Below are 24,537 nucleotides of genomic sequence, written 5' to 3' on the forward strand. Positions count from 1 at the left end.
ATCTTTATTGATATTCAACTTGTTTCCCTCCAGTGTTGTTATAGCTATCAATAACCTATGTCATTATGTCTGCAGAAACTCAACCCATTGGATTAAAATTATTCACCCAAGACCAGCCTCATGCATCGGTATGTGTTATAAATGAAAGGGGTGAAGAAACTCAATTAGAGCTTCAGATCTATGAAGTGGGTGTAACTGGATTTACGAGATGTAAGCACACATGGACAGTAAAAGAGATCACCCAGAATGCACGCTTAGCAAAACAAGCAAATGGCCTCCCTTTAAATATCCGTTTTTTCCATCACCAAGAACTCTTTGCCATTACAGATGCACGTTTAACATACTCTGATACTAGGGGTTGGAAGATCGTTCGAGGTTTTAACACACCCATTAGGCAATATTTACAACATATATCTGTCATTTCACCTAAAGCCAAAGAGACCTTAACGGAACTAGAGGAAACATTAAATGGAACCCATAGAAAACAGCGTCAATTGATTGAATTGGTTGTAAGTATCACCGAGCCAGAAGACCCCCGTTGCCAGCAACTAAGTTTATTACTAAAAGAAGGTGTAAATCTCAGTATTGGTAAACTAGGTCCAGCAAATCCTTTAACCGCAACTTTTTTAGGCTTTTTTAGTGCCTCTCAAAAAAGCACACTTGAAAATCCAAACTTTAGAGACTGCCCTGAACATAAAAGCTGCATCTTATATAGTGGGCTTGAGCCTTTATGTGACACTTTGTTGAAATCAGGCAAACTTGGCGTAGTAGATATCGCAATAGTAACCGGAAAAACGATCAGTTTAGAGATTATGCTTGAACAGGATATTGATTTGGATTCGGTTAATTTTGGAATTGCATTTCGTTTAAACCTCAAAGGACCCAACAATCTTGAGGAAATTATTGAACAATTAATTGAACATGGCCTGCCTTTACAAACCGTTATAGAAGATTCTTTACCACTCTTACATTGGGCATGTTCTCGTCAATTACTCCCGATCGTTCACTCACTAGTTGAAAATCATCAATACGATGTTAATTACCCGAGTGCACTTGGGGTAACGCCTATCATGAGTGCTTTTGGGGCCCTTTCAATTGATGCGATCAACTTGTTATTGCAAAAAGGAGCAGATGTTGATGCCGTATCAGAGCAACTTGAAGGTGATACGGCATTACACTTATTGGCAAGACTAAAACCAGATTCATGGGATGGAGATGTAACCAAAATATTTGTAAAGCTAATAAGTGAAAAACCTGAGCGCTTAGTTGTACTCAATAACGACAAAGAAAGCCCTCTTAGCATAATGATTGAACAAGATAATCTTGAACCATTAATGGGTTCTAAGATGCGAAAAGCATGTAATACTCTCTTGTTACCACAAGAGACTCTTTCAGCCCTACTCCACAAGGCAATTGTGGAGAACAATATAGATTTGTTCGAAATTTTATTGAGTTTTAATCCAGAGATAAAAAGCGACGAATATCAGAAAAATAGCCTACTCGATACTATTCTACAAAGCGCTTCAAGTGACATTGTCGGTTTAACAATGAAGTATTTAAGAGAAAAAAATCAGTTTCTTGCTCGGGAATATCATGGCCGTGTCGTCGCCATATTGACTGATGAAAACCAACCCCAATACTACGCTACTTGGGTCAAATGCTTCAAATTTACAGATGATGATTTTGTGCGTATTAATCCAAAGATCCGTGTACAGCTCGAAAATTTATATCGTCGTTTAATCACCTCTTGGCAGACTAATCATTTAAATCAGCTAGTACAACTCGCTAATGAGCGCTATGTTGATATACCTGTAGACTTTACTGGCTTGCTTAACCAATGTATTGAGTATATGACCACTGATCGAATGCACATTGATTGGTACCACATAGAGGCACTAGTCAATCACATTGAGTCTCAAAGTTTAACCAAATGTAATCTTGAAGCACTTCTTTGCAAAATGCTCGTTGATTTACAAAAACAGTTAACTTCAACTGAGCTTATTTATATCAACCAACAAACCGCATTAAGAAGTATATCCACTTTGCTTACAATTATTCTCAATGAGCATCATGGTGTACTTCCTGCTGAAGTAGGGGGACAATTAACCGATTTTATTAAGGCTTCATACTCTGCATCGGATTTGCCATTAGCTATCCTAGAGCAATGCCCTCTATGCCTTAATAAGCAACAGCTTTTATTCCAAGAACTTGCTATGCATGCCGTGAGCCAACAAAAACCTAAGCTATTTATCACATTGCTGAATCTATTAGAAGATTGCCAGATTGATTTAACTGCCGTTTTAGAAACAAAAATGACTAAAAGAGAAAACGTCATTCAAAGATTGCATTCTCTCAATCAGAACACTCATAAATGGGATATAGCGGAAATAGACGTTTTGGTTACTCAAATATTAATCAGAAAGGATGCTCGCTTAGCTTCAGCATTATATCCGAGTGTAGTCCCTCAAAAAATCATTGTGAAGCAAAACACATCAGCACAAGTAGAAGACGAAAAGTGGCAACTCGTTAAAGTCTTACATAAAGACTTAGATTCAGACAGTGAGCAGTGATCTCACACTAGATATCACTAACTCGCCCACTACCGCAAAATGATTCATTCAACCTAAGCAAAGGTTAATTTAGCTTTATTGAGCTCGATTAAAATGCTCTAACCTAGCCATCAGGCTTGAGGTATCCCATCGGTTACCACCAATATTTTGTACATCAGAATAATATTGATCCACCATTGCCGTTAATGGCAAAGCGCTGCCATTTTTTCTAGCTTCATCAAGTGCAATGCGTAAGTCTTTACGCATCCAGTCAACGGCAAAACCAAAGTCATACTCACCTTTAAGCATGGTCTGATAACGGTTTTCCATCTGCCAGCTTTGTGCGGCACCTTTACTGATCACCTCGACCACTTTTTCACCGTCAAGACCAGCTCGCTTTGCAAAATTAAGACCTTCAGCTAAGCCTTGAACCACGCCAGCAATACAAATTTGGTTGACCATTTTGGCTAATTGACCTGCACCAGTATCACCTATTAATTCGGCACAACGTGCATAAGCCATCATTACAGGTTTAACTTTGTTAAAAACAGTCTCAGAACCACCAGCCATTACGGTGAGCGCACCATTTTCTGCACCCGCTTGTCCGCCAGAAACCGGAGCATCAATAAAATCGATATTCTTATTTACTAATGTTTCAGCTAACTCTCTAGCAACTTCCGCTGATGCCGTGGTGTGATCCACCAGAACCGTACCCGTAGCCATACCAGCTAATGCACCTTGCTCACCCACGACAACTTGGCGAAGATCGTCATCATTACCCACACAAACAAATACGATTTCTGCACCCGTTGCAGCTTGCTCTGGCGTTGACGCTTGCTTTCCTTCAAATTGTTTTACCCATGCTTCTGCTTTCGAAGAAGTACGGTTATAAACGGTAACTTGATGACCTTGATTTTGAAGGTGACCCGCCATCGGATATCCCATCACACCTAATCCGATAAATGTTACTTTTGCCATGGTTGACTCCATTAAGATAATTGTTTGAATATCGGGGTTAACCGATCATAAATTTTGTAATGAGAACTAAATAACTTTTGATATATTTTGCTGTTAGAGCTTTGAGGTAAATATCTTTTTTCTATACGCATCATAGCGTTTCGCGCAGACACAATATCTGTATATTCTCCAATCGCAACAGCACTGCACATTGCCGCGCCTAAAGCAGAAGCTTCACCAATATCAATGGTTTCAACCGGTTTACCCAATATATCTGCTGCCATTTGCAGCACTGTAGGACTTTGACTGCCACCACCGCTGATTCTGATCAATCTAATCGAATGTTTATGGCTTTGCTCTAACCTTTTTAGTGCCGCTTTTAAGGTGAATAAAATGCCTTCAATCGCCGCACGGTAAAGATGGAAACGAGTATGACTTGGACGAAAGCCAATAATACTTCCTCTTGCTTCTGGACCAGGGAAAATAACCCCTTGTGACCACGTTGGACTAAGAAGTAAACCATCGCAACCGGGACTAATTTCTGTGATTTTATGACAGATATACTCTTCGACAGACATACCCTCTTCTGCCGCTTGTTGAGCATCTTTACTTCCAAATTCATTAATTAGCCAAGTTAGCAGCCAAAAGCCACGTTCTAACTGGATTTCATTCATGAATTGATTTTCTATCAAAGAAGGAAAAGCCGGTAAATATCTTATGGTTTCTTGATACGTTTTAAGTCCAATACTAATGCAAGAAGCGCTGCCTAAACTGATATTAGCAATGCCCTGCTCACCAGAACCTGTGGCAAACATTTCACAAGCTTTATCACCGCCTGCGGTAGCCACTGAAGTGTTAATATTCAACCCCGTATCATTTGCAAATGATTCACTAATATTGCCCAGTAACTTGGCTGCTGGAATTAATGGAACCATCTGCTCAGGAGTGCAGGCTAAGGCTTGCCAACGCCAACTATTCTTAGCTGCCCAACCTAATTTTTTATATTCAAAGGGTAAATATGCGACTTGAGAAGCAACGCTATCGGTAAGTTTTCCTGTGATCTTCTGTAATAAATAACCGCTGAGAAGTGCCACTTTATCAGCTGATGCGAGCAAATCCGATTGATGTTCAGCTAAAAAATTTACCTTTGCCGCTTGGCGCATAAATTGGATGCGCTGATGAAAGCCTATGGCTTTAAAACCCAATCGTAAAGCCCAGCTCATTGGAGGTAATTGTTCAACACTGGCTAAGCGCGAATCTGACCACATGAATATAGGAGTAAGTGGTTGATGTTGCTCATCCAGTAATAAGGTACAAGCCCGTTGGGTAGTTAACGACAATCCGTCAATGAGATCGGGAGAAATATTAGATTGTGCAAGTAAAGCTCGAATGACATCAACTAACTCTTGATAACAGTACTCAGGCGATTGCTCGGCAGCACCAGTCTCATTAGCGATATATGGCTCAACCTTATGTTGAACTTTATCAACAAGTCGACCTCTTTTATCGAAAATAATGGCTCTTACACTTTGTGTTCCATAGTCTAAAGCCAGAATATAGGGTTTATCCATAATTGTTATTTTTGTTTTATAAGCCAAAAAACTTTGAAGAAGATCACTTTTTTATATGATGTATGATGCCAAATTTAAACTATGACCTCAAAGATTAGACACAAAGAATGAACGCATTTTCAAAAACTCGTGGACTATGTATTCTTGGTTTACTGTTCACGCCACTCACTTATGCTTCTGCAAACATTGGTAACCCTGAATGTCTCTATCAGCCTGATAGTAATGGTCTTTGTAAAACTGGTTTCATATCCAGCTGTAGATCACCCATATTCTGTCAAAAGAAAAGAAAGAAAGAAGCGGCGCAAATGTGTGCCAGTCACAGATTGGATATCCCTGCCGATAGAGCAGGATTAATTGATGGCTGCTATTTAGGAACGAACACTTGTTATTGTGCTCAAGCTAAGCACTCTTAGTGTAAAACTATCATTCTAAGAACAATGGAACTTAACGAGACGGTCTAAAAATTTTATTTGCCGTTGATTTTGAAAAAAATCTTCTGCGAAAAGATACCTGCTTTAGGCGAAGTTGCTTACATCTATTAATAGGTAACTTTTTGTGCAATGCGTAATCTTCAAGTAACTTGTGGCGCTCTTCAAAAAGCTGCAGCCTTTCAAATTGAAGTAACCAGCCTTCTTTTAAGCTTTGATACATTTGTTTTTCAACTGCCCATTGCTTGAAGGTAGCGTGCTCACTTCTATTTACTTTTAGCGCGAAGGTGTTTTTGGGCGGTGTAGACCTTATTTTATTTTCACTGTACAACACCCCAGTTGATGATCTGGAACGGGTCGTAGCATCGAAGCGGTGAGAAGAAGTCATAGAAATGCTGCTCTATTCGATAAACGCCGTCATTTCCTTATAGATTTCTTTACGCATTTCCATCAGCGTTATTGCACTTTCTCTCAATTTTATGTCTTTAGGCGTTTCTGGTTTCCACTCAGGTACATCAGAAGGATGACCATCATCGTCCGCCGCAACCATGATCACAAGACAATGCGTTTTGAGTTCTTTTTTGGAGTATTTAGGATCACCCGCATTTACTTCAATTCCAATATGCATTGACGTTTTACCGGTGTATAAAATTTTAGCGACTACTTCGATCATATTGCCAACTCGAATAGGTTTGACGAACCGAATTCCACCAGCATAAGCCGTAATACAATATTTACCGCTCCATTGAGCACCACATGCATAGGCTGCTAAATCAATCCACTTCATTACTGCGCCACCATGAACTTTACCGCCAAAGTTCACATCCGCAGGTTCAGCTAAAAAACGTAAGGTTATTTCACGATTGTTTTCAGACATGGTTATGCTCTATTAGTTGTTTCCCTTTAAAACAAGCTAGCATGAGATTGAATAAAAAGCACACAAAAAGCTAAACCATAAATAATGGAATGAGATAACAGCTTGAAGTAAAATATAAGCTTCAAGCTGTTACAAAGAGGTAAGTAATTTAAGGTATTACAATGAATTAACGAACTTAACTAGCTGAGCACGTTCTTTTGTAGAAAGCGCCATAAAATCTTTCTTCGACTTTTTAGCCTCTCCGCCGTGCCAAAGAATGGCTTCTTCAATTGTGGCTGCACGACCATCGTGTAAAAAACCAGCTCTTGGATTTACCGCTTTAGTTAAGCCTATTCCCCATAATGGACGTGTTCGCCATTCATTACCATCAGCAAGAAAATCAGGGCGACCATCAGCTAAATCTTCTCCCATATCGTGCAGTAACATATCAGTAAACGGGTAGATAGTTTGTAACTTCAAAGCCTTAGACATGTCTTTGCCACCGACTTTTCCTTCTGCCTTGGTCACAAATTTAGGCGTATGACAACCTGTACAATTAACTTGTTCGAATAAGCGCGCGCCCTCTCTTACATCTGGATCTTTGACATTTCGACGTGCTGGTACGGCTAATGTTTCAGAGTAAAAGACTAACGAATCGCTAAACTTATCATCAACTTCTGGCTCACCATTCGGCCCTTTACCCGTATCTAAGTGACCTGTTCGTGACAAATATTTTTCGTGTAAATCCGTCCCTTTTACGCTTTCGTCTGGGAATAATGGATTGGTAATACCGATGTCACCACGCAACGCTCCCAAAGACTGAACACGCACACTCGGGGTATTCGCTTTCCAGCCAAAGCGTCCTAAAGACACTGGATTATCATCACCAGCTTTGGCTTTTACTGGATCAAATACATAGTTTGCTTTACCACTGATCCCGTCTTTGTTTTTATCATCTACATCAACATTCGCCAAAATTGCTGATTCAGGGATCGCTTCTAGTAAGCCCAAGCCAAATACCGGCATGCCATTACGCCAGCCCATAAGCACGTCAGCTTGACCTAACTCTGAAGCAGCAAAGTTAGCCGGAGAGTCATAAGCATTTTCGACCTCGAATAATGGCTTTTTCAGCTTAACCTTTGTGCCATCATCATATGTTACTTCTGAATATTCGTATGAAAGATAAACGTCTGCTTGACCTTTAAAATTGTTTTGCTCCCAATCAGGGCGAGCTTGTAAAACCCCACGATGGAATAATTGACCACCAAAATTAGGGACGGGAATCGGCGCGCAATAATTATTTTCTTTAGTCCCTTTTGTACACACCTCATCAGGCTTTTTAGAAATGCGTAAAAAAATGCCTGCACCACTGCCTAATAACACACGCTTTTCACCGTCTGGAATTAATATGGTCGAGTTTCTTCCATCTCTTTGATGACAGGCATTACAGTTGATATTGTTAAATACTGGGCCTAAACCATCCAACTCAGGGTGTTCTTGGCTTGGTGCTGTAATAAAGGCGGTTTCAAAATTAGCATCCCCTTCTTCGTGATGCTTAACCTCTGTTTCTGTTAAATTAGGCGCTGGTGTAGAAAAACCATGCCCAGAATTTGATGCTTCAGTTGTGGTTGTATCACCACCTAACAACTCAACATCTGTATATGATGGGTATGATTTCTCATTCCCATTATCTTTACTACCACTTCCACCACATGCTGCTAGCCCCATTGCTACAGCAAGTGCGATAGATATGTTTTTTTTATTTTTGTTTACATCCATCTGTCACATCGCTCCACATCTACATCTGCTCTAAACAAAAACAGAGACAAGTTAAAAAATAACTGTCCCTGTTTTATTCCATTTATTTCGCTAAGTGTTATTTAGCATCCCACTTCTTAATTAGCGGTACGACATCATTTTCTAAACTCGCTTTTAAAGCCGCTAATGAGTCAACAGCGGTTTTAACACGCTTACGACCTTCAACATCTTTAATCGCTTGGCGGAAAGGCATATTGTTATTACCCGCAATTTTTTCAATATTGGTGATAGAATCATTGATCTGCTTAGTCACCTTATCAGCAAGAGCAGAGTCACCCGCCTTCACAAAATCAACGATACCAGGCTTGTCTTTACTACCAGCGAACTCGCCTTCCCAAACATTTTTTACACCTTTGATGTTGTTTGCGAAGTCAATTAAAGAGTTCCAAGAGTATTGAGATTCAACTTTTGAAGTATCAACGTTATCGATAGATCCACCGAATGGCTCAGCAATTTTCGCTTCACCTACTTCTTTCGCGATTCCAGCCATGCCTTGAACAAGTTCTTCAATCACACCAACTTGTGAGGAATAAGTTGGGCTTGAAGAAACGTTCTTTAAACGTTCAGCGTACGGAGTTTCGCCATTAGCATCTTTAAACTTGTCTTTCCACGCTTTTTCAAGATCTGAAGTATAATCACGTAACACTTCTGCAAGTGCTTTTAAATACTCTATTTCTCTAGGCGTTGCTTCTGAGAATGCTTTTTCATTGTCATCTTTACCATCACCAAACAATAGGTACTCCATTGCGTGGAAACCTTGAACACCGTCTTCCCAAGTTTTAATCGTCTTGGCATCGAAAGAAGCATTACCATCAAGCTGTTTTTTCAAATCAACGGTATTTAGAGGCCATGAATCTAAATGTGGATCAATTTCTAGCGCTTCAATTGGACCAAAAATATGTGACTCACCTTGCTCCCAAGGCTGACGAGCAGCTTTCCAAGCGTCTTGAACTTTTTTCCAGTTTTCAGCGTTTGGGGTTGCTTGTAGTGTCTCAGTTAACTGGAATAACTCAGAACCTTTCATCGCTAAATTCGAGTAACCAGCAACGATAACGTCGTCAGTAAGGTTCACGATCATATCTTGAGCTTTGTAGCTAAACTTACCAGAGTCAGGGGTTGGAGTTGGGGTATCATCCTTTTTACCAGAACCACCACAAGCTGCTAATAGGGTAACTAATGACACTGCAATAATTGTTTTTTTCATTACTTGATTTCCATTCATCGTTAAGATTATTTATAAAGAAAATTGATAGCCAACACCTAGGTTGAAAAAGTAGGTATCTGGTATTTCGTGAACTGCGATTTGTTTTCTACCCGCTTCGGCTTTAAGCACAATTTGAGGAATTGGGAAGTAATTGACGCCTAAGCTCGTCCAGGTTTGTTCAAAGCGTTTCGTAGCAACGCCTGACTCCACTTCTTTTACTGGGTTCGAGTAATCAATATTGGCAAAAACGGTGACTGGAACATCAAAATATTCCTTTAAGTCAACGCCTGCTTCAACAAAGTAAGCGACGGCCTTTGAACCTACTTGTGAGAATCCGCCTGGTCTTAAACCTGGAGTAGTTTTATTCGCTAAGGTAATTTCATCAGCATCAGAAAGTGTGCCGTAAAGGTATTGACCTCTTAAAATCCAAGGTCCTTCAACATAAGCTCCAGATACAGCGCCAATTTGAACAGTGCCATCTCCTGTAATACGACCATCATTATGGCGATTACCCGCAGAGAAACCGTAATAATATGCAGCACCTACTGCCAAACCATCTTTTTTAAAGTTACCGTAATCCAGACGAACTACACCAGCAAAGTCATCAGCGTTTACATGTTCAAATCGAGTTTGATGGCCAGTACTTACCCATCCGTAACTTCGAAAGTATTCTGAGTTTAAGCCGTTAATGATTTGAGCTTGATAATTAAAATCGCCTAATTGGCCAAAAACCCCAATACCAAACTCATTCCATGTTGTCGGGATCAACGTCGCTTCACTTTTGTGACGCATTACGGTTAGGTGTTGATTGGGCTTATGAAGAATGGTTCCTAAACCCACTGGGACATGAATATTACCAAACTTTATTCCGAAGCTATCAGAAGGGCGATAACGGAACTGTGCCTTTTCAATGACAACTTCACCACCAGCTTCAATTTCTGACTCAAACTCACCCGCTTCTTCAAAGCCATCGTATTCTAGCGTTGCGCCAGTACCACCATGTTCAAACTCAACTTCAACTTCAAAGTCCCACTCATTGTTAAAACGGTAGCCAAACTCAGTGACAATTCGCTCTAAATCAAAGCGACCACGACGTGTTGGAGTGGTATCTTGAACATTTTCAAAGACTTCATCATTGGTATAAATTGCAGAACCATAAGATTTAAATACAAACTCATCCAAGCTTTTCGCTTTTTGTGCGACCGCAACGTCTGTCGTGCCTGTCACGGATTTTTTTTCAACCGTTTGCTGAGCTTGTTGTAGCTTAATTTGCTCCAATTCAGCCTTCAGCGCTTTTAATTGAGCTTCTTGAGCTAGGATCATTTGCTCTAACTTACCCGTATCAGCGGCATTCACTGTTCCAGAAAGCCCAAGCAGAATCCCTGCTGCAACCAATGATTTTCTCATTTAAGCAATACTCCAACATACCATTTACAATTATGGGCGCAGATCTTACTTTAAATGAGAATGATTTGCATTTGTTATTTTAACAACATTAACAGTTAATTAAATTTTCCTTGATCTATTCGAGGTTTTCGTTTCTTTTGTGAGTTTTACATCACATTCAAGATCCATCAGTACTAACTTGACATAATATGTCCAAACAATTACCTTACATTTTCATAACAACAAATAATAAAAAACTGGTAACATCCAGTCACTTGAAATGAAAAAGGACTTGAAAATGAAATCTGCCACTGTTTTCGGTGCAATTACCGATATCTACCTCTCACCTACCAAAGCATTTAATGGTTTGAAAGAAGCAAAAGGATGGTCTTGGACGGCTTTCGCTTTTATTTTTGGCTCAATGCTGGTTGCCATGTCACTATTTTATGCTTCTGCCGATCCTCAGTATTTAATTGACCAGCAAATCGCAGCTCTACCTAATGATATGACCGCACAAGAACGAGATGGTGCAATCAAAGGCATTGAGATGGTGTCGGGTATGATGCAATGGTTTGCTATTGGGGGCGGCGCCGTAGCAATCGTCGTATTTACTGCAATTTTTGCCCTTTACTTCTTACTCATTAGCAAGCTTGATCCAGAGAATAACCAATCATTTGGTGATTGGTTTGCATTTAACTTGTGGGTACAAATGCCAGCACTATTCAATTGGATAGGAGTGATTATTTTGGTTGCTATCGCAGGTACCGATCAACTTTCCCTCACCATCTTTAATTTTGCTTCGCTGAATCAGTTAGTACTAGGATTAGATATGCAGTCTCCGTTTTACGGATTGACTGAGAACATTACTATTTTTGCACTATGGGGAGTTGCTCTCTCTGTACTCGGCTTAAAAAGCTGGACTAACTTCTCGACTTCGAAAGCGATTCTTTTTGGTGCTCTTCCTTCAGTATTAATTTGGGGAATTTGGTTCATTATTGCTGCACTTTAATTCTTATTCAGCAGCACCAACCACAGGTGCTGTTCATCTTGAGTTTATACTATGAAAAAAGTCGTAATCATCATTGTTGCCATTGCAGTTTTTGCAGGCATACTGATTAAAAGCCGTTCCAATTTTGGTGCTGAGCAACCAAAACTAGAGGTACAACACCCTGTAACAGGTGCAATCTCTGATTCAATTCTCGCTTCTGGAAATTTGGTTTTTGATACTCAAGTGCAACTGCGTTCAGAGGTGACTGGACGTGTCGCAAAAGTCTTAGTTGAAGAAGGTCAGACTGTAACAAAAGGTCAAATTTTAATGAAGCTGGATACAAGAGCGTTTGAAGCTGAAGTAGAACGTACAGATGCCATTGTTAAAGCCAGTAAAATTGCAGTACAACGTGCCAAAGTCAGTCTTGATAACATTGAAACTCAACTCGAACGTCAGCGCAAATTATTTGATATCGGAATGTCGGATGCTGAAACTTTTGATAATTTAAAAAATCAGAAAGAACTGGCAAAAATTGATATTCAATCAGCTAAGGCTCAATTAGAACAAGCAAAAGCGTCACTATCTATCTCTAAAGACAGGTTAAGTAAAAGTGTTTTTAAAGCACCGATGACAGGGTTACTGGTTTCAGTCGACATTAAAGAAGGTGAAACGGTTATTGCAGGAACCACTAATATTATCGGCTCTGATCTTATGGTCATCGCTGATCCAAGTGCCATTTTAGCAGAGCTTAGAGTCGATGAAACGGATATTGCTAGTATTAAGCTCAACCAAAAAACGGATATTTTTGCAGCGGCTTATCCTGAAAAACCTTTCACAGGTAAAGTGATCAATATTGGCACTTCTGCAAAAGTTCAGCAGGGTTCAAATGGCTTGTCATTCAAAGTAAAAGTTCTACTCGATCAAACTAAACGTCACTTGTATGCAGGAATGAGTTGTCGTGCCGAAATTTCTACTTCAACATCAAAGCACGCAGTAAAACTTCCTATTGAAGCCATTCATCAGCAAGATGATGAATACTATGTTTGGCTCGTTGGTGCTGATAATAAAGTAACAAAGCATACTGTAACAGTGGGGATTGCTTCAGATATCGAGCAAGCCATCAACTCGGGTTTATCAACAAAAGACAGAGTGGTTATTGGTCCAGCCCGACCTGTGAGTAAATTGAAAGATGGCGATATCATCACTCCAGAGCAGGCAACGGCTAAAGAAAAAGGTAATGCTGTATGAGTAAGGTTATACGGCTAAGTGAAATAACCAAACATTACCAAATGGGCGATCAAACCTTTAAAGCATTGGACGGGATCAATGTCGATATAGACGAAAATGAATATGTTGCCATTATTGGGCCTTCTGGATCGGGTAAATCTACCTTAATGAATATCATCGGCTGTCTAGATACCCCGACTTCAGGTGAATACCATTTAAAAGATAAGCTTGTTAAAAAAATGAGTGAAACCGAGCTAGCACAACAACGGAACAAGAGTGTCGGTTTTATTTTTCAAAGTTTCAATTTATTACCAAGAGCCAGCGCCTTAGAAAACGTAATGCAGCCATTAGTTTACCGTTTTATTCCGCAGTCGGAGCGCAGAGTTCAAGCAATGGAGTCCCTTAAACGCGTTGGATTGGAAGATAAAATCAATCACTTATCCAGCCAACTTTCTGGGGGACAAAGGCAAAGGGTGGCAATTGCGCGTGCATTAGTCACTAAACCGCATATTTTGCTTGGAGATGAACCAACCGGAAATCTCGACAGTAAAACCACGAAAGACATTATGAAACTGTTTGATGAGCTACACCAAGAAGGGCATACCATTATTCTCGTGACTCATGAACAAGAAATTGCTGATCATTGTGAACGTGTCATTCGCTTAGTTGATGGAAAAGTCGTTGCGGATACGCGCAAACAAACCAAGGAGCGATTACATGTTTAAGTCGGCAATCGCAATTATTGAAGGAATTAAAGCTGCTCTACAAGCAATTAGAGCAAACGCAATGCGCTCTGCCCTAACCTGTCTAGGGATAATTATTGGTGTGGCTTCAGTTGTAACAGTGGTAGCCGTGATGCAAGGCTTTACCAAACAGATTAATGATCAGCTTTCTGATCTTTCACCAGATGTAACAACGATCAAACCCTATGTGTCATTAGAAGACCAGATGGTTGGAAAACAAAGTAAACTCAATTACGATGATTTTTTATATTTGAAAAATAAAATCAAACAAATTGATGTTATGACTGCAAATATGATCAGTTTGAACTTTGCAAATGGCGCTCAATATAAAAATTACACTCACAGTGCTCAAGTAGTCGGTACAGATAAAGATTTTCAGAAACTTTTTAAAACCTTTCCAGAAAAAGGACGTTATATAAGAGAAAGTGACGGAGAAAAAAGAAGACGAGTGGCATTGGTAGGAAAAACTGTAATCGAAAAGCTTCACCTGCCAAAAAATCCTGTTGGAGAGTATATAAAGCTGGCTGGAAAATGGTTCCATATTATTGGAGTTACTGAAACTCAAGATACCTTTCTAGGAATTGATAGAAACAACAATATTTATATTCCAATCAGCACGATGAACACCCTAGAAGGCGGGAATACAGGCTTCATCAGCCTCACATACCGCCTGAAAGATGAGCTTGATGAAAAACAAGTTAAGCAACAAATTTCCAATATATTAAGACAACGCCATAAAATTTCGTCAGGTCAACCAGACGATTTTGAATTTGAAACGGCGCAAAAAGCAAAAGAGAGAACAAAAGAACTGACGACCAGTATTACTGGAGTTACCGCTGGGATAGTAGGAATAAGCCTAATTGTTGGTGGGATTGGCGTCATGAATATCATGCTGGTATCGGTAACAGAAAGAACACGTGTTATCGGAACGCTAAAGGCCCTAGGTGCAACACCTGGATTTATCATGTTGCAATTTTTGGTTGAAGCTGTGGTGTTATCATTATTTGGTGGAATGATTGGGCTTGCAATTGGCTTTGGTTTATCTGAATTAATCTCAATACTAATACCGAATCTATCTGACACTTACATCCCAACATGGGCGATTTTACTGTCTTTTGGCTTTACTTCTGCCATTGGTATCATCTTTGGCTTAGCGCCAGCGATTAAAGCAGCAAGGTTGAACCCGATTGATGCTTTGCGTTACGAATAATCATATCAAGACAAAGAGTTGAATTAGCCTTCAACTCTTTTTTAATTCAGCGTTAATGTTTCTTAATGTTTAGCTATTTGTATATTTAACTCAATAAATTAGTGTATGTAAATCTAGCTCATTGGAATCACAATTATGGCCGTTACTCCTCCAGCCACCACTGATAACCAAACCCATTTTCGGAATATAGATCAGCCCCCTCAATTACTTCAAGACTTACAAAAAACAACGACTTTTACTCTTTCATTAAGAACTGATGAACAAGCAGATTGCAAAACTGTTTGTAAGTCTTTACAACGTGATGGATACGCTTCGTTATCCAATACAGGATTTTCAAGCGGAATGCCTTTGAGTTTGGATTTACTTTGTTGTGTTGAGGAGCAATTAGTCAGTGATTTAAATGCAAATAAAATAGAAACCGTCTGTGTCTCTCATACCCATAACCCTCCATTGGAGTTATGTTTATATCTTGATGAACCGACTGAACATGAAGCTGTACGAAAATTATTATCACAAGAGACTGACCAAACTCAAATAGACACTGTATCTAGAATCACATGTACTAGAAAATCTATGCTGGTCGCGTTAGCAAGTGTTGATCGCTTAAGTGTGCCTTATCACATAATTTATCACTCTGACTTTGTGAACACTAGTGATGCTCCAAGCATAATAAAAAGGGATAGTGCACAACTTTTAGACACTCAATTTAAAACTAATTTAAATAAACCAAAAGTGTTTGTGAAAGAAATACAATTACCTGAACTTTCACTACAACAAAACGGCATCAGTTACTTTTATCGGAATAGATCTGGGGGGGAATGGATGATGTTTAGTTTAAAACCCGACATATTTGGGATTGAGGGTGAAGACGGAGAATGGAAAATGTGGTGCTGCGAGCTTAAAAGTAAAGAAGGTCAACAAAGGTGGCAAATGATTGAAGCCATTATGCCACCTGATGTCAAAACTAAACTAGGTATGTCTTAACCTTTTTTAAACAGCAAAGAACCGTTAGTGCCACCAAAGCCAAACGAGTTACATAATGCATACTCAAGGTTCACATCACGTGCTGTATGTGGAACAAAATCCAAATCACAGCCTTCATCAGGGTTATCTAAGTTGATGGTAGGCGGTACAGCTTGGTTTTGCAGTGCCAATAAGGTGAAAATAGCTTCAATTGCGCCTGCTGCACCAAGCAAGTGGCCTGTCATTGACTTAGTCGAGCTCACCATCAGATTGTAAGCATGTTCACCAAACACTGACTTAACTGCTGCAGCTTCAGCTTTATCACCGGCTGGCGTTGAAGTACCGTGAGCATTGATATAACCAATCATATCTAATGGAAGCTGTGCGTCATTGATAGCATTTTGCATCGCAGCAGCTGCACCTTCACCATCCGCTGGAGGTGACGTCATGTGGAACGCATCGCCACTCATACCAAAGCCAACTAATTCACCGTAGATCTTGGCACCACGAGCTTTAGCATGTTCGTATTCTTCCATTACGATCATACCTGCACCGTCACCAATAACAAAACCGTCACGGTCTTTATCCCAAGGGCGACTTGCAGCTTGCGGATCATCATTGCGAGTAGAAAGTGCTTTAGCGGCGGCAAAACCACCTACGCCCATTGGGCATGTAACATCTTCAGCACCACCTGCAATCATGACATCTGCATCACCATAAGCGATTGTACGAGCTGCAAAGCCGATGTTATGCACGCCTGTAGTACAGGCTGTAGTCACAGCAAAGTTAGGTCCTTTCATGCCATACTTAATCGACACATGACCCGCAATCATATTAATGATGGTGCTTGGCACAAAGAAAGGAGAAATTTTACGGGCACCGCTTTTCAGATACGCAGCATGGTTTTGCTCGATAAGTGGCATACCACCCATGCCTGCACCAATTGCAGTACCTACACGGCCAGGGTTCTCTTGGCTCATATCTAAGCCTGAATCTTCGATGGCTTGAATACTAGCAGCCATACCATATTGGATAAACTTATCCATTTTGCGAGCGTCTTTCTTAGAAAGATACTGCTCTACATCAAAATCTTTGATTGAGCCGCTAAAGCGAGTGGTGAGTTCACTGGCATCAAAAGAAGTAATTGGTGCAATACCACTTTTACCAGCAACAAGCGCATCCCAAGTGCTTTGAACGGTGTTACCTACTGGGGTGATCAGGCCTAACCCAGTAACAACTACGCGACGTTTAGACACAATACTTACCTTAATCTTAAGCTAACAAGGCTATCATAGCCCTAAAACAAAACAGGCGGCAATAAATGCCGCCTGTCTCTAGTAATTCAGTATTACTGATTGTTGTTCACATAGTCGATCGCTGCTTGAACAGTAGTGATCTTCTCTGCTTCTTCATCAGGGATTTCGGTGTCAAACTCTTCTTCTAGAGCCATAACCAACTCAACTGTGTCTAGAGAATCTGCACCTAAGTCATCAACAAAAGATGCTGCAGGCTTTACGTCTTCTTCTTTAACGCCTAGTTGCTCAATGATGATTTTCTTTACACGTTCTTCGATGTTGCTCATTAGTTTTCTTTCCTATTCAAATTACGCACTTGCGTAAGATTGGGAGTAGTTTATTCGATTTAGCCAACATTGCAACCCCGGATTTTGTGGTCTAACCACGATTTTTGGAAATTGCTCAGCTAATCGCCACTCAGTTAACGCAGTTCCCTGCTGAATACAGTAAAACCTTTATACCATATACATTCCGCCATTCACATGCAACGTTTGCCCTGTGATATAAGCGGATGAATCTGAAGCTAAAAACAGTACAGAACTCGCAATTTCTTGAGCCTGACCTAAACGCTCACTTGGAACTTGAGTCAAAATAGCTTTTTGCTGCTCTTCAGTCAACTCGTCAGTCATATCCGTTTGGATAAATCCAGGCGCAACAGCATTGACAGTGATGTTTCTAGACGCAACTTCTTTAGCTAATGACTTGGTAAAACCTATCAAACCCGCTTTCGCAGCGCAATAGTTGGCCTGTCCAGGGTTACCGCTACTACCAACAACAGATCCAATGTTGATGATACGACCATTGCGCTTTTTCATCATGGCACGCAATACAGGCTTAGTTAAGCGGAATAATGAGTTTAGGTTGGTATCAATGATATCGTCCCACTCATCATCTTTCATGCGCATCATTAGATTGTCGCGTGTAATGCCAGCGTTATTAACTAGAATATCAATGTCACCCGCTTTTTCTTTGATCTGGGTGAACAAATTTGCAACAGACTCTTTATCGGTCACATTTAACACCAAACCAAAACCAGCGTCACCAAGATACTCTTGAATCGCTGCTGCACCACGTTCACTAGTTGCAGTACCAATAACAGTTGCACCTGCTTGAGCAAGTGTTTCAGCCGTTGCACGACCAATACCACGACTGGCGCCAGTAACTAATGCAACTTTACCTTCTAAATTAATGCTAATGCTCATTTGTTTTTCCTTATTCTGTCAAGGCAGCAACTGACGCAGAGTCATTGATTGCTTTTGCAGACAGAGCCTTATTGATTCTCTTAGTTAGACCAGTTAACACTTTACCTGGACCAAACTCATATAATTCACTAACACCCATTTCAGCCATTGCCGCTACTGACTCGCTCCAACGTACTGGACAGTACAATTGACGAATAAGTGCATCTTTTATTGCTTCTGGTTCTTGTGGAGCCGCAACATCAACATTGTTGATCAATGTAATTGCTGGCTGATTAAATTGAATGTCATTTAATGTTACCGCTAACTTGTCAGCAGCAGGTTTCATTAATGCGCAATGGGATGGCACACTTACAGGAAGCGCAACAGCCATTTTAGCACCCGCCTCTTTACAAGCTGCAGCTGCACGTTCAACAGCATTCTTCTCACCTGCAATAACCACTTGACCAGGGCTATTGAAGTTTACAGGGCTTACTACGTCACCTTGAGCTGAGTCTTCACACGCCTTAGCAATAGCGTCATCAGCAAGACCGATAATGGCGAACATCGCACCAGTTCCAGCAGGAACCGCTTGCTGCATTAGTTGACCACGAAGTTCAACCAGCTTAATCGCATCTTTAAAGTCAATCACGCCAGCACAAACTAATGCAGAGTATTCACCCAAACTGTGACCAGCAACCACTTCTGGTTGAGGCTTACCTGACGCCTGATACACACGCCAAATAGCTACACTTGCTGCCAACAAAGCTGGCTGAGTTTTATCAGTTTGATTTAGAGACTCTGCCGGACCTTCTTGGACTAGCTTCCATAGGTCATAACCTAACGCTTCACTCGCTTCTGCGAACGTTTCGGTAACGATTGAAGAGCTTTCAGCTAGATCAGCCAACATGCCAACCGCTTGTGAGCCTTGCCCCGGAAAAACAAATGCCATTTTAGACATAATTCAATTCCTATAATTTTATAACTATTCTAAAAAACTTATTCAGTTTAATAACTTACCCGCTGAAAACAATGTATTAAATGAATTCTCCGCATCACTTTTATGACTAAGAGAGAATAATAATGTTCCCAAGGATAAAGTCGATACGGCTTAAAGAAAGGATTTTGCAATAAGACAACCGTCCGTGACAGGAAGTCACGGTCGTCAGCACATGGACGTGCGCTTCTGTTGGCGTTTGCAAAATTCTTTCTTACGCAACCCGCTAAAATTTGTGTTTAAAGTTATTAAAACTTCACTAAAGCGCTGCCCCAAGCAAAACCTGCCCCGAACGCTTCGAGTAATAGTGTTTGACCACGCTTAATACGACCATCACGTATTGCTTCATCTAACGCAATCGGTACCGATGCCGCTGAAGTATTGCCGTGTTTAGCCAGTGTCAGCACAACCTTATCTAAGCTCATGCCTAGCTTTTTAGCCGTCGCATTAATGATGCGGAAGTTGGCTTGGTGCGGTACTAGCCAATCAATATCTTCTTTTTCGATATTATTCAAACGCAATGTTTCTTGAACCACATGAGAAAGCTTAGTCACAGCAACTTTAAAGACATCGTTGCCTTTCATAGTCATGTAGTTTAATGCTTTTTCGGTTTCATGAGGACGCGCAGGGAACGCACATTTAAGCAAATCACCTTGGCGACCATCAGCATAAATATGAGTATTAATAATACCCACCTCTTCAGATGCGCCAACTACAGCTGCACCTGCACCATCACCAAATAAAATAATGGTTGAACGATCTTCTGGTTCGCAGAAACGAGACAGCACATCAGCACCTATCACAAGGATTTTCTTATGAGCGCCAGCCTTAACAAATTGATCTGCAATAGAAAGAGAATAAATAAAACCAGAACACGCTGCGGCAACATCAAAAGCAGGAATAGTATCGAGGCCTAGCATAGCTTGTATTTCACAAGCTGCTGCTGGAAACGCATTTTCACCACTTGTGGTGCCACAAATGATCATATCAAGCTCATCGGCAGACACACCTGCCATTTCTAATGCATTTAAAGCAGCTTGATACCCCATGGTTGCGACAGTTTCGTCAGTAGCAGCAATGCGGCGTTCAGAAATACCTGTACGCTCAACAATCCATTGATCAGACGTTTCAACCATTTGTTCTAAATCTTGGTTACTACGTACTTGTACCGGTAAGTAACTTCCGGTACCGAGAATTTTTGTATGCATATATGAAATCAGCTTTTAAGGGTCAGTAATCTTATGAGTAGATAATAAGACCGATTGTAATTATATAGCCATGTATTTTGGCTTTAAACCAATGACAAAATTGTGACCCAAATAGGATCTTTCAAGGCCTAAAGCGAATAATGATAGTCGTTATGAACGAATATCAAGCAGAATTGATTCTAATCGCTCACAAATCAACTCAGGTAATTGTCGTTGAGCTTCTGTCACAGCCAAATTAATGGCATTTAAAAATGCATGTTCGTCTGCATTTCCATGACTTTTAACAACAATTCCACGCAATCCTACCAGACTTGCACCATTGTACTGGTCGGGGTTCATCTGTGTCAGAACCGTTTGGATTTTTGAGCCGATTAACTTAGAAAGTGTTTTGGCAAACCAACCTTGTGCCATGCGAGACTTAAGGTCGTTAATGAGGAATTTAGCAATACCTTCTGAAGTTTTAAGCGTAATGTTACCCACAAAGCCATCACAAACAATCACATCAGAACAACCAGAGTAAATCTCGTTACCTTCAATAAAGCCACGGTAATTCACTTGTGGAGACTGTTGTAATAATAAGCCTGCTTGTTGGACTAAATCATTACCTTTAATTTCTTCGATGCCCACATTCAGTAATGAAACTGAAGGCGAAACTGTTTTCTCAACCACTTCACAAACCACCGAGCCCATTACTGCAAATTGGAATAAAGTTTCCGAGTCACAAGAAATATTGGCACCTAAATCTAAGACATAGACAGGCTTAGACGATGTGGTTGGCAACCGCCCTATTAATGCAGGTCTATCAACACCGGGGAGCGTCTTAAGTAGTACTTTCGACATTGCCATTAAGGCACCAGTATTACCAGCACTTAAACAGGCATTTGCTTGTTTATCACGCACTAACTCAATCGCCTTTCGCATCGAGCTGTGTTTTCGATTGCGTAAAGCTTGAGCAGGTCTATCAGACATAGTGACAACTTCGTCAGTATGAATAATCTCGAATCGTGATGAAATATTTTGAGAAGAAGATATAAGAGGCTTAATTTTGGATTGGTCGCCCACCAAAATTATTTTTAAGAAAGGGTTTTGCCTAAGCGCCTGCATTGCAGCAGGCACTGAGGCTTGGGGACCGAAATCGCCCCCCATTGCATCTAACGCAAGCGTCAGATTTTGCATAAGCTTATCAACCTATTACTTGTTGATAACCTTTTTGCCACGGTAGAAACCGTCAGCAGTCACGTTGTGACGTAGGTGTAGTTCACCAGTAGACGCGTCAGTTGATAACTGAGCCGTGCCTAATGCATCGTGTGAACGGCGCATACCGCGCTTTGAACGTGATTTTTTATTCTGTTGTACAGCCATTGCCTGTCTCCTAGATTACTTGCTCTTTAGTGTTTCTAATACAGCAAACGGATTTGGACGCTCCTCTTGAGCGGGTTCAATCTCGCCTACAACCACATCCTTTGAACCCTGATGACAAGATGTATCATCATGCATCGGAATTAAAGGTATGGCGGTTATCAATTCATCTTCGATCAATTGATGTAAACGTATTTCGCCAATTTCATTGCACTCAATAGGATCATACGCTTCCGGGAGCTCATCGATTTCTGTTTGAGTCTTACAAGGACTAAAACAAAAGTCGACCGTAACCTCAGTATTTAATTGTGTCATGCAGCGTTGACATAGCAGAGTGAGCTCCGTCACAGCCTTCCCTTTCAGGTAGACTATCCCCTGTAGATCGACACCACATTCCAATGACACAGATACATCGGAACAGTCGCCGGCACAAAATTCATTCAATCGCTTTAACTGCCTGCCCGGTACGACACCCTGAATATCAAGGCGACTCTGAGCTGAGCGTAACGGATCGATTGAAACCGGTATCTTTACTGTTTGCATAAGGCGCGCATATTATAGTTTGAAAACGCTTGAGTCAAAGAAATTTTATCACCTACTTCACAAAAAGTAAGTGTTCTTTAGCTTTCGCATTGAAATTAACGGACTGCGAATTTTACCTAAGCACTGTCTTCTAAACAAGCAAACAACGCTTAAATAAATTGCAATTAACAATTTCTTTTTGTTGTGACTACCTAGATTAATGTTTATCTTGCAAAATATTACGATAATTTTTTAAAAATACTTCCAATGAAATCTCTTGTATTAGCTTCAAGCTCTGAATTCCGTCAGCAACTACTCAGTAAACTTCAAATTCCTTTTACCAGTATTTCTCCTGATATTGATGAATCTCCATTGGAAAATGAAACGGCTATTCAGTTGGTGGAACGTCTTGCTATAGAAAAAGCCAAAGCGGGGGCTGCGCTGGTTAATGATAATCCTGTAATCATTGGTTCCGATCAAGTAGCAGTTATTGAAGGTAAAATCATTGGAAAACCCCACACTGAAGAGAACGCCATAAAACAGTTACAGTCAGCCAGCGGTAAAAGTATTACCTTCTATACTGGATTAGCTGTGTTTGACAGTGAGTTACAAAAATTCAGCTCTTGTGTTGAGCCATTTACCGTTCACTTTAGAGACTTAACGACTCTACAAATAACAAACTATGTTCGAAAAGAGCAACCACTTTGGTGCGCAGGTAGCTTCAAGAGTGAAGGGTTAGGCATTGCTTTATTTGAGAGACTAGAAGGTGATGATCCAAATACTTTGGTTGGTTTGCCATTGATTAAGTTAATTGACTTATTAAATGAGCATGGTGTTGAAGTTATCTGATTAGTAATATCGTCACACCTGCAAAGGCAGGTGTCTAGCGTCTTTGAGTTGTTAAAATTGAAAAGCCACTGGATGCCGCCCTTCGCAGGCATGACGAAATTTAGGCTCTTTTTAACTTACTAATCAACTTCTGCAAATCATCATCTAAAGGCGCATCAACTGTCATGCGTTCTTCTGAATCAGGGTGAGTAAACTCAAGCTGTGCAGCATGTAAAAATAAGCGACGCAAGCCCTGATTTCTCATTGAATCATCAAACGCTTGCTCACTGTACTTTTCATCACAAGCAATCGGGTGACCTGTATATTGGCAGTGAACACGGATCTGGTGAGTACGCCCTGTCAGAGGGCTGGCTTTAACTAAAGTCGCACCTTGATACTTTTGCACTATTTTAAAGCGAGTTTGCGATGGTTTACCTTCAGCGTTAACTCGAACAATACGCTCACCCGATTTAAGGGTGATTTTTAACAATGGTGCTTTAACGAGCTTATCTTTTTATCCCACTCTCCTTTTACAAGGGCAAGATAATCTTTTTGCATTTTCTTTTCACGAAGCTGATCTTGCAGATGCTTTAACGCACTGCGTTTTTTAGCAATCAGCAAGATACCAGAAGTTTCCTTATCCAAGCGATGAACCAACTCGATAAACTTTTGCTGTGGACGTAAACTACGCATCGCTTCAATGACACCATAGTTAACGCCACTTCCACCATGAACAGCAATACCAGAAGGCTTATTTAACGCAATAAGATGCTTATCTTCGTAAACAATTCGCTGCTCTAAAACAGCAACTCTGTCAAGTTTGGGTGATGGCGCTTCGGTTTCTTTTTGAGACACCCTCACAGGAGGAATACGAACCAAGTCCCCATGCTGCAATTTATACTCAGGTTTAATGCGTTTTTTATTTACACGAACTTCGCCCTTGCGAACAATTCGGTAAATCATACTTTTTGGTACACCTTTTAATTTAGTGACCAAAAAATTATCAATACGTTGCCCTTCGTTGCCTTCATCAATTTCAACAAATTGGACTTTAACAGCTGTTTCTTGCGTACTCATTGTTCGTTCTATCAATCTAATCTGCGCACATTGTACAACAGAGAAAGGGTTTCATTGATGTTTTATGTAACTTTTTTCACTTAACGTTGCTGATGTTTTTGATTATTGCTATATTTCATCTTTGGAAAGCAGAAATTATCGTAACAATACTAATTTCGTTGCTGAGCCAAGCT

At 40.5% G+C, this 24,537-nt stretch carries 23 protein-coding genes and 1 pseudogene; 8 read left to right on the forward strand and 16 right to left on the reverse strand.

Features of this window, described 5'->3' with window-relative positions; translation table 11 throughout:
* Positions 1-65 precede the first annotated feature (65 nt).
* Positions 66-2,570, forward strand: coding sequence for an ankyrin repeat domain-containing protein (locus E2H97_RS11055; protein WP_133407195.1), 2,505 nt, complete (start codon positions 66-68; stop codon positions 2,568-2,570).
* A 75-nt stretch (positions 2,571-2,645) separates the two neighbouring features.
* Here E2H97_RS11055 and E2H97_RS11060 read toward each other — a convergent pair whose 3' ends face one another.
* Positions 2,646-3,527 carry an NAD(P)-dependent oxidoreductase gene (locus tag E2H97_RS11060; protein ID WP_133407196.1) on the reverse strand — a complete coding sequence of 294 codons (882 nt, stop codon included), beginning with the start codon at positions 3,525-3,527 and terminating at the stop codon, positions 2,646-2,648.
* Positions 3,528-3,538: 11 nt separating this feature from the next.
* Positions 3,539-5,077 (reverse strand): FGGY-family carbohydrate kinase, encoded by a 1,539-nt coding sequence (locus E2H97_RS11065; protein WP_133407197.1) that lies wholly within the window; start codon positions 5,075-5,077, stop codon positions 3,539-3,541.
* A 107-nt stretch (positions 5,078-5,184) separates the two neighbouring features.
* Between E2H97_RS11065 and E2H97_RS11070 the strand changes: the two genes are divergently transcribed.
* Positions 5,185-5,490: a hypothetical protein gene (locus E2H97_RS11070; RefSeq protein ID WP_133407198.1), complete on the forward strand. Its 306-nt coding sequence runs from the start codon at positions 5,185-5,187 to the stop codon at positions 5,488-5,490.
* Positions 5,491-5,521: 31 nt separating this feature from the next.
* Here E2H97_RS11070 and E2H97_RS11075 read toward each other — a convergent pair whose 3' ends face one another.
* From E2H97_RS11075 to E2H97_RS11095, 5 genes are all read right to left on the reverse strand, one after another.
* Entirely contained in the window at positions 5,522-5,893 is a 372-nt protein-coding gene (locus tag E2H97_RS11075; RefSeq protein WP_133407199.1) for a hypothetical protein, read from the reverse strand.
* Between the two features lie 12 nt (positions 5,894-5,905).
* Positions 5,906-6,382 carry an acyl-CoA thioesterase gene (locus E2H97_RS11080; protein ID WP_133407200.1) on the reverse strand — a complete coding sequence of 159 codons (477 nt, stop codon included), beginning with the start codon at positions 6,380-6,382 and terminating at the stop codon, positions 5,906-5,908.
* Between the two features lie 156 nt (positions 6,383-6,538).
* Entirely contained in the window at positions 6,539-8,140 is a 1,602-nt protein-coding gene (locus E2H97_RS11085) for a di-heme oxidoredictase family protein (RefSeq protein WP_133407201.1), read from the reverse strand.
* A 97-nt stretch (positions 8,141-8,237) separates the two neighbouring features.
* Entirely contained in the window at positions 8,238-9,383 is a 1,146-nt protein-coding gene (locus tag E2H97_RS11090) for an imelysin family protein (protein ID WP_133407202.1), read from the reverse strand.
* Positions 9,384-9,413: 30 nt separating this feature from the next.
* Positions 9,414-10,790 carry a porin family protein gene (locus tag E2H97_RS11095; protein ID WP_133407203.1) on the reverse strand — a complete coding sequence of 459 codons (1,377 nt, stop codon included), beginning with the start codon at positions 10,788-10,790 and terminating at the stop codon, positions 9,414-9,416.
* A gap of 277 nt (positions 10,791-11,067) precedes the next feature.
* Between E2H97_RS11095 and E2H97_RS11100 the strand changes: the two genes are divergently transcribed.
* From E2H97_RS11100 to E2H97_RS11120, 5 genes are all read left to right on the forward strand, one after another.
* Positions 11,068-11,778, forward strand: coding sequence for a YIP1 family protein (locus E2H97_RS11100; protein ID WP_170308292.1), 711 nt, complete (start codon positions 11,068-11,070; stop codon positions 11,776-11,778).
* 51 nt (positions 11,779-11,829) lie between these two features.
* Positions 11,830-13,005 (forward strand): efflux RND transporter periplasmic adaptor subunit, encoded by a 1,176-nt coding sequence (locus E2H97_RS11105; RefSeq protein ID WP_133407205.1) that lies wholly within the window; start codon positions 11,830-11,832, stop codon positions 13,003-13,005.
* Entirely contained in the window at positions 13,002-13,709 is a 708-nt protein-coding gene (locus E2H97_RS11110) for an ABC transporter ATP-binding protein (protein ID WP_133407206.1), read from the forward strand. Before E2H97_RS11105 ends, E2H97_RS11110 begins: the two co-directional genes overlap by 4 nt.
* Positions 13,702-14,937, forward strand: coding sequence for an ABC transporter permease (locus E2H97_RS11115; protein WP_133407207.1), 1,236 nt, complete (start codon positions 13,702-13,704; stop codon positions 14,935-14,937). Before E2H97_RS11110 ends, E2H97_RS11115 begins: the two co-directional genes overlap by 8 nt.
* A 135-nt stretch (positions 14,938-15,072) precedes the next feature.
* Positions 15,073-15,921, forward strand: a complete 849-nt coding sequence (locus E2H97_RS11120; RefSeq protein WP_133407208.1) for a hypothetical protein — start codon at positions 15,073-15,075, stop codon at positions 15,919-15,921.
* On the opposite strand, the gene fabF is transcribed toward E2H97_RS11120, so the two are convergent.
* From fabF to yceD, 8 genes are all read right to left on the reverse strand, one after another.
* Positions 15,918-17,156 carry a beta-ketoacyl-ACP synthase II gene (gene fabF / locus E2H97_RS11125; protein ID WP_133407209.1) on the reverse strand — a complete coding sequence of 413 codons (1,239 nt, stop codon included), beginning with the start codon at positions 17,154-17,156 and terminating at the stop codon, positions 15,918-15,920. The two genes, E2H97_RS11120 and fabF, sit on opposite strands and share 4 nt — an antisense overlap.
* Positions 17,157-17,248: 92 nt before the next feature.
* On the reverse strand, positions 17,249-17,482 hold the full coding sequence (gene acpP / locus E2H97_RS11130; protein WP_121839872.1) for an acyl carrier protein: 234 nt from the start codon (positions 17,480-17,482) through the stop codon (positions 17,249-17,251).
* Between the two features lie 168 nt (positions 17,483-17,650).
* On the reverse strand, positions 17,651-18,397 hold the full coding sequence (gene fabG, locus E2H97_RS11135) for a 3-oxoacyl-ACP reductase FabG (protein WP_133407210.1): 747 nt from the start codon (positions 18,395-18,397) through the stop codon (positions 17,651-17,653).
* Positions 18,398-18,407: 10 nt separating this feature from the next.
* Positions 18,408-19,334 carry an ACP S-malonyltransferase gene (gene fabD / locus E2H97_RS11140; protein WP_133407211.1) on the reverse strand — a complete coding sequence of 309 codons (927 nt, stop codon included), beginning with the start codon at positions 19,332-19,334 and terminating at the stop codon, positions 18,408-18,410.
* Between the two features lie 284 nt (positions 19,335-19,618).
* The gene (locus tag E2H97_RS11145) at positions 19,619-20,578 is read right to left on the reverse strand and encodes a beta-ketoacyl-ACP synthase III (protein ID WP_133407212.1); all 960 of its coding nucleotides are present in this window, start codon (positions 20,576-20,578) and stop codon (positions 19,619-19,621) included.
* Positions 20,579-20,728: 150 nt separating this feature from the next.
* Positions 20,729-21,754 (reverse strand): phosphate acyltransferase PlsX, encoded by a 1,026-nt coding sequence (gene plsX / locus E2H97_RS11150; protein ID WP_133407213.1) that lies wholly within the window; start codon positions 21,752-21,754, stop codon positions 20,729-20,731.
* A 15-nt stretch (positions 21,755-21,769) separates the two neighbouring features.
* Entirely contained in the window at positions 21,770-21,940 is a 171-nt protein-coding gene (gene rpmF / locus E2H97_RS11155; protein ID WP_121839867.1) for a 50S ribosomal protein L32, read from the reverse strand.
* Positions 21,941-21,955: 15 nt separating this feature from the next.
* A complete protein-coding gene (gene yceD, locus E2H97_RS11160; protein ID WP_133407214.1) occupies positions 21,956-22,480 on the reverse strand; it encodes a 23S rRNA accumulation protein YceD in 525 nt (174 codons plus the stop codon).
* 246 nt (positions 22,481-22,726) lie between these two features.
* Between yceD and E2H97_RS11165 the strand changes: the two genes are divergently transcribed.
* A complete protein-coding gene (locus E2H97_RS11165) occupies positions 22,727-23,308 on the forward strand; it encodes a Maf family protein (RefSeq protein WP_133407215.1) in 582 nt (193 codons plus the stop codon).
* A 100-nt stretch (positions 23,309-23,408) separates the two neighbouring features.
* Here the strand turns inward: E2H97_RS11165 and rluC are convergent.
* Positions 23,409-24,364: pseudogene (gene rluC / locus E2H97_RS11170) on the reverse strand (23S rRNA pseudouridine(955/2504/2580) synthase RluC).
* Positions 24,365-24,537: the final 173 nt, after the last annotated feature.

The sequence above is a fragment of the Parashewanella tropica genome (assembly GCF_004358445.1).
Classification (GTDB): domain Bacteria; phylum Pseudomonadota; class Gammaproteobacteria; order Enterobacterales; family Shewanellaceae; genus Parashewanella; species Parashewanella tropica.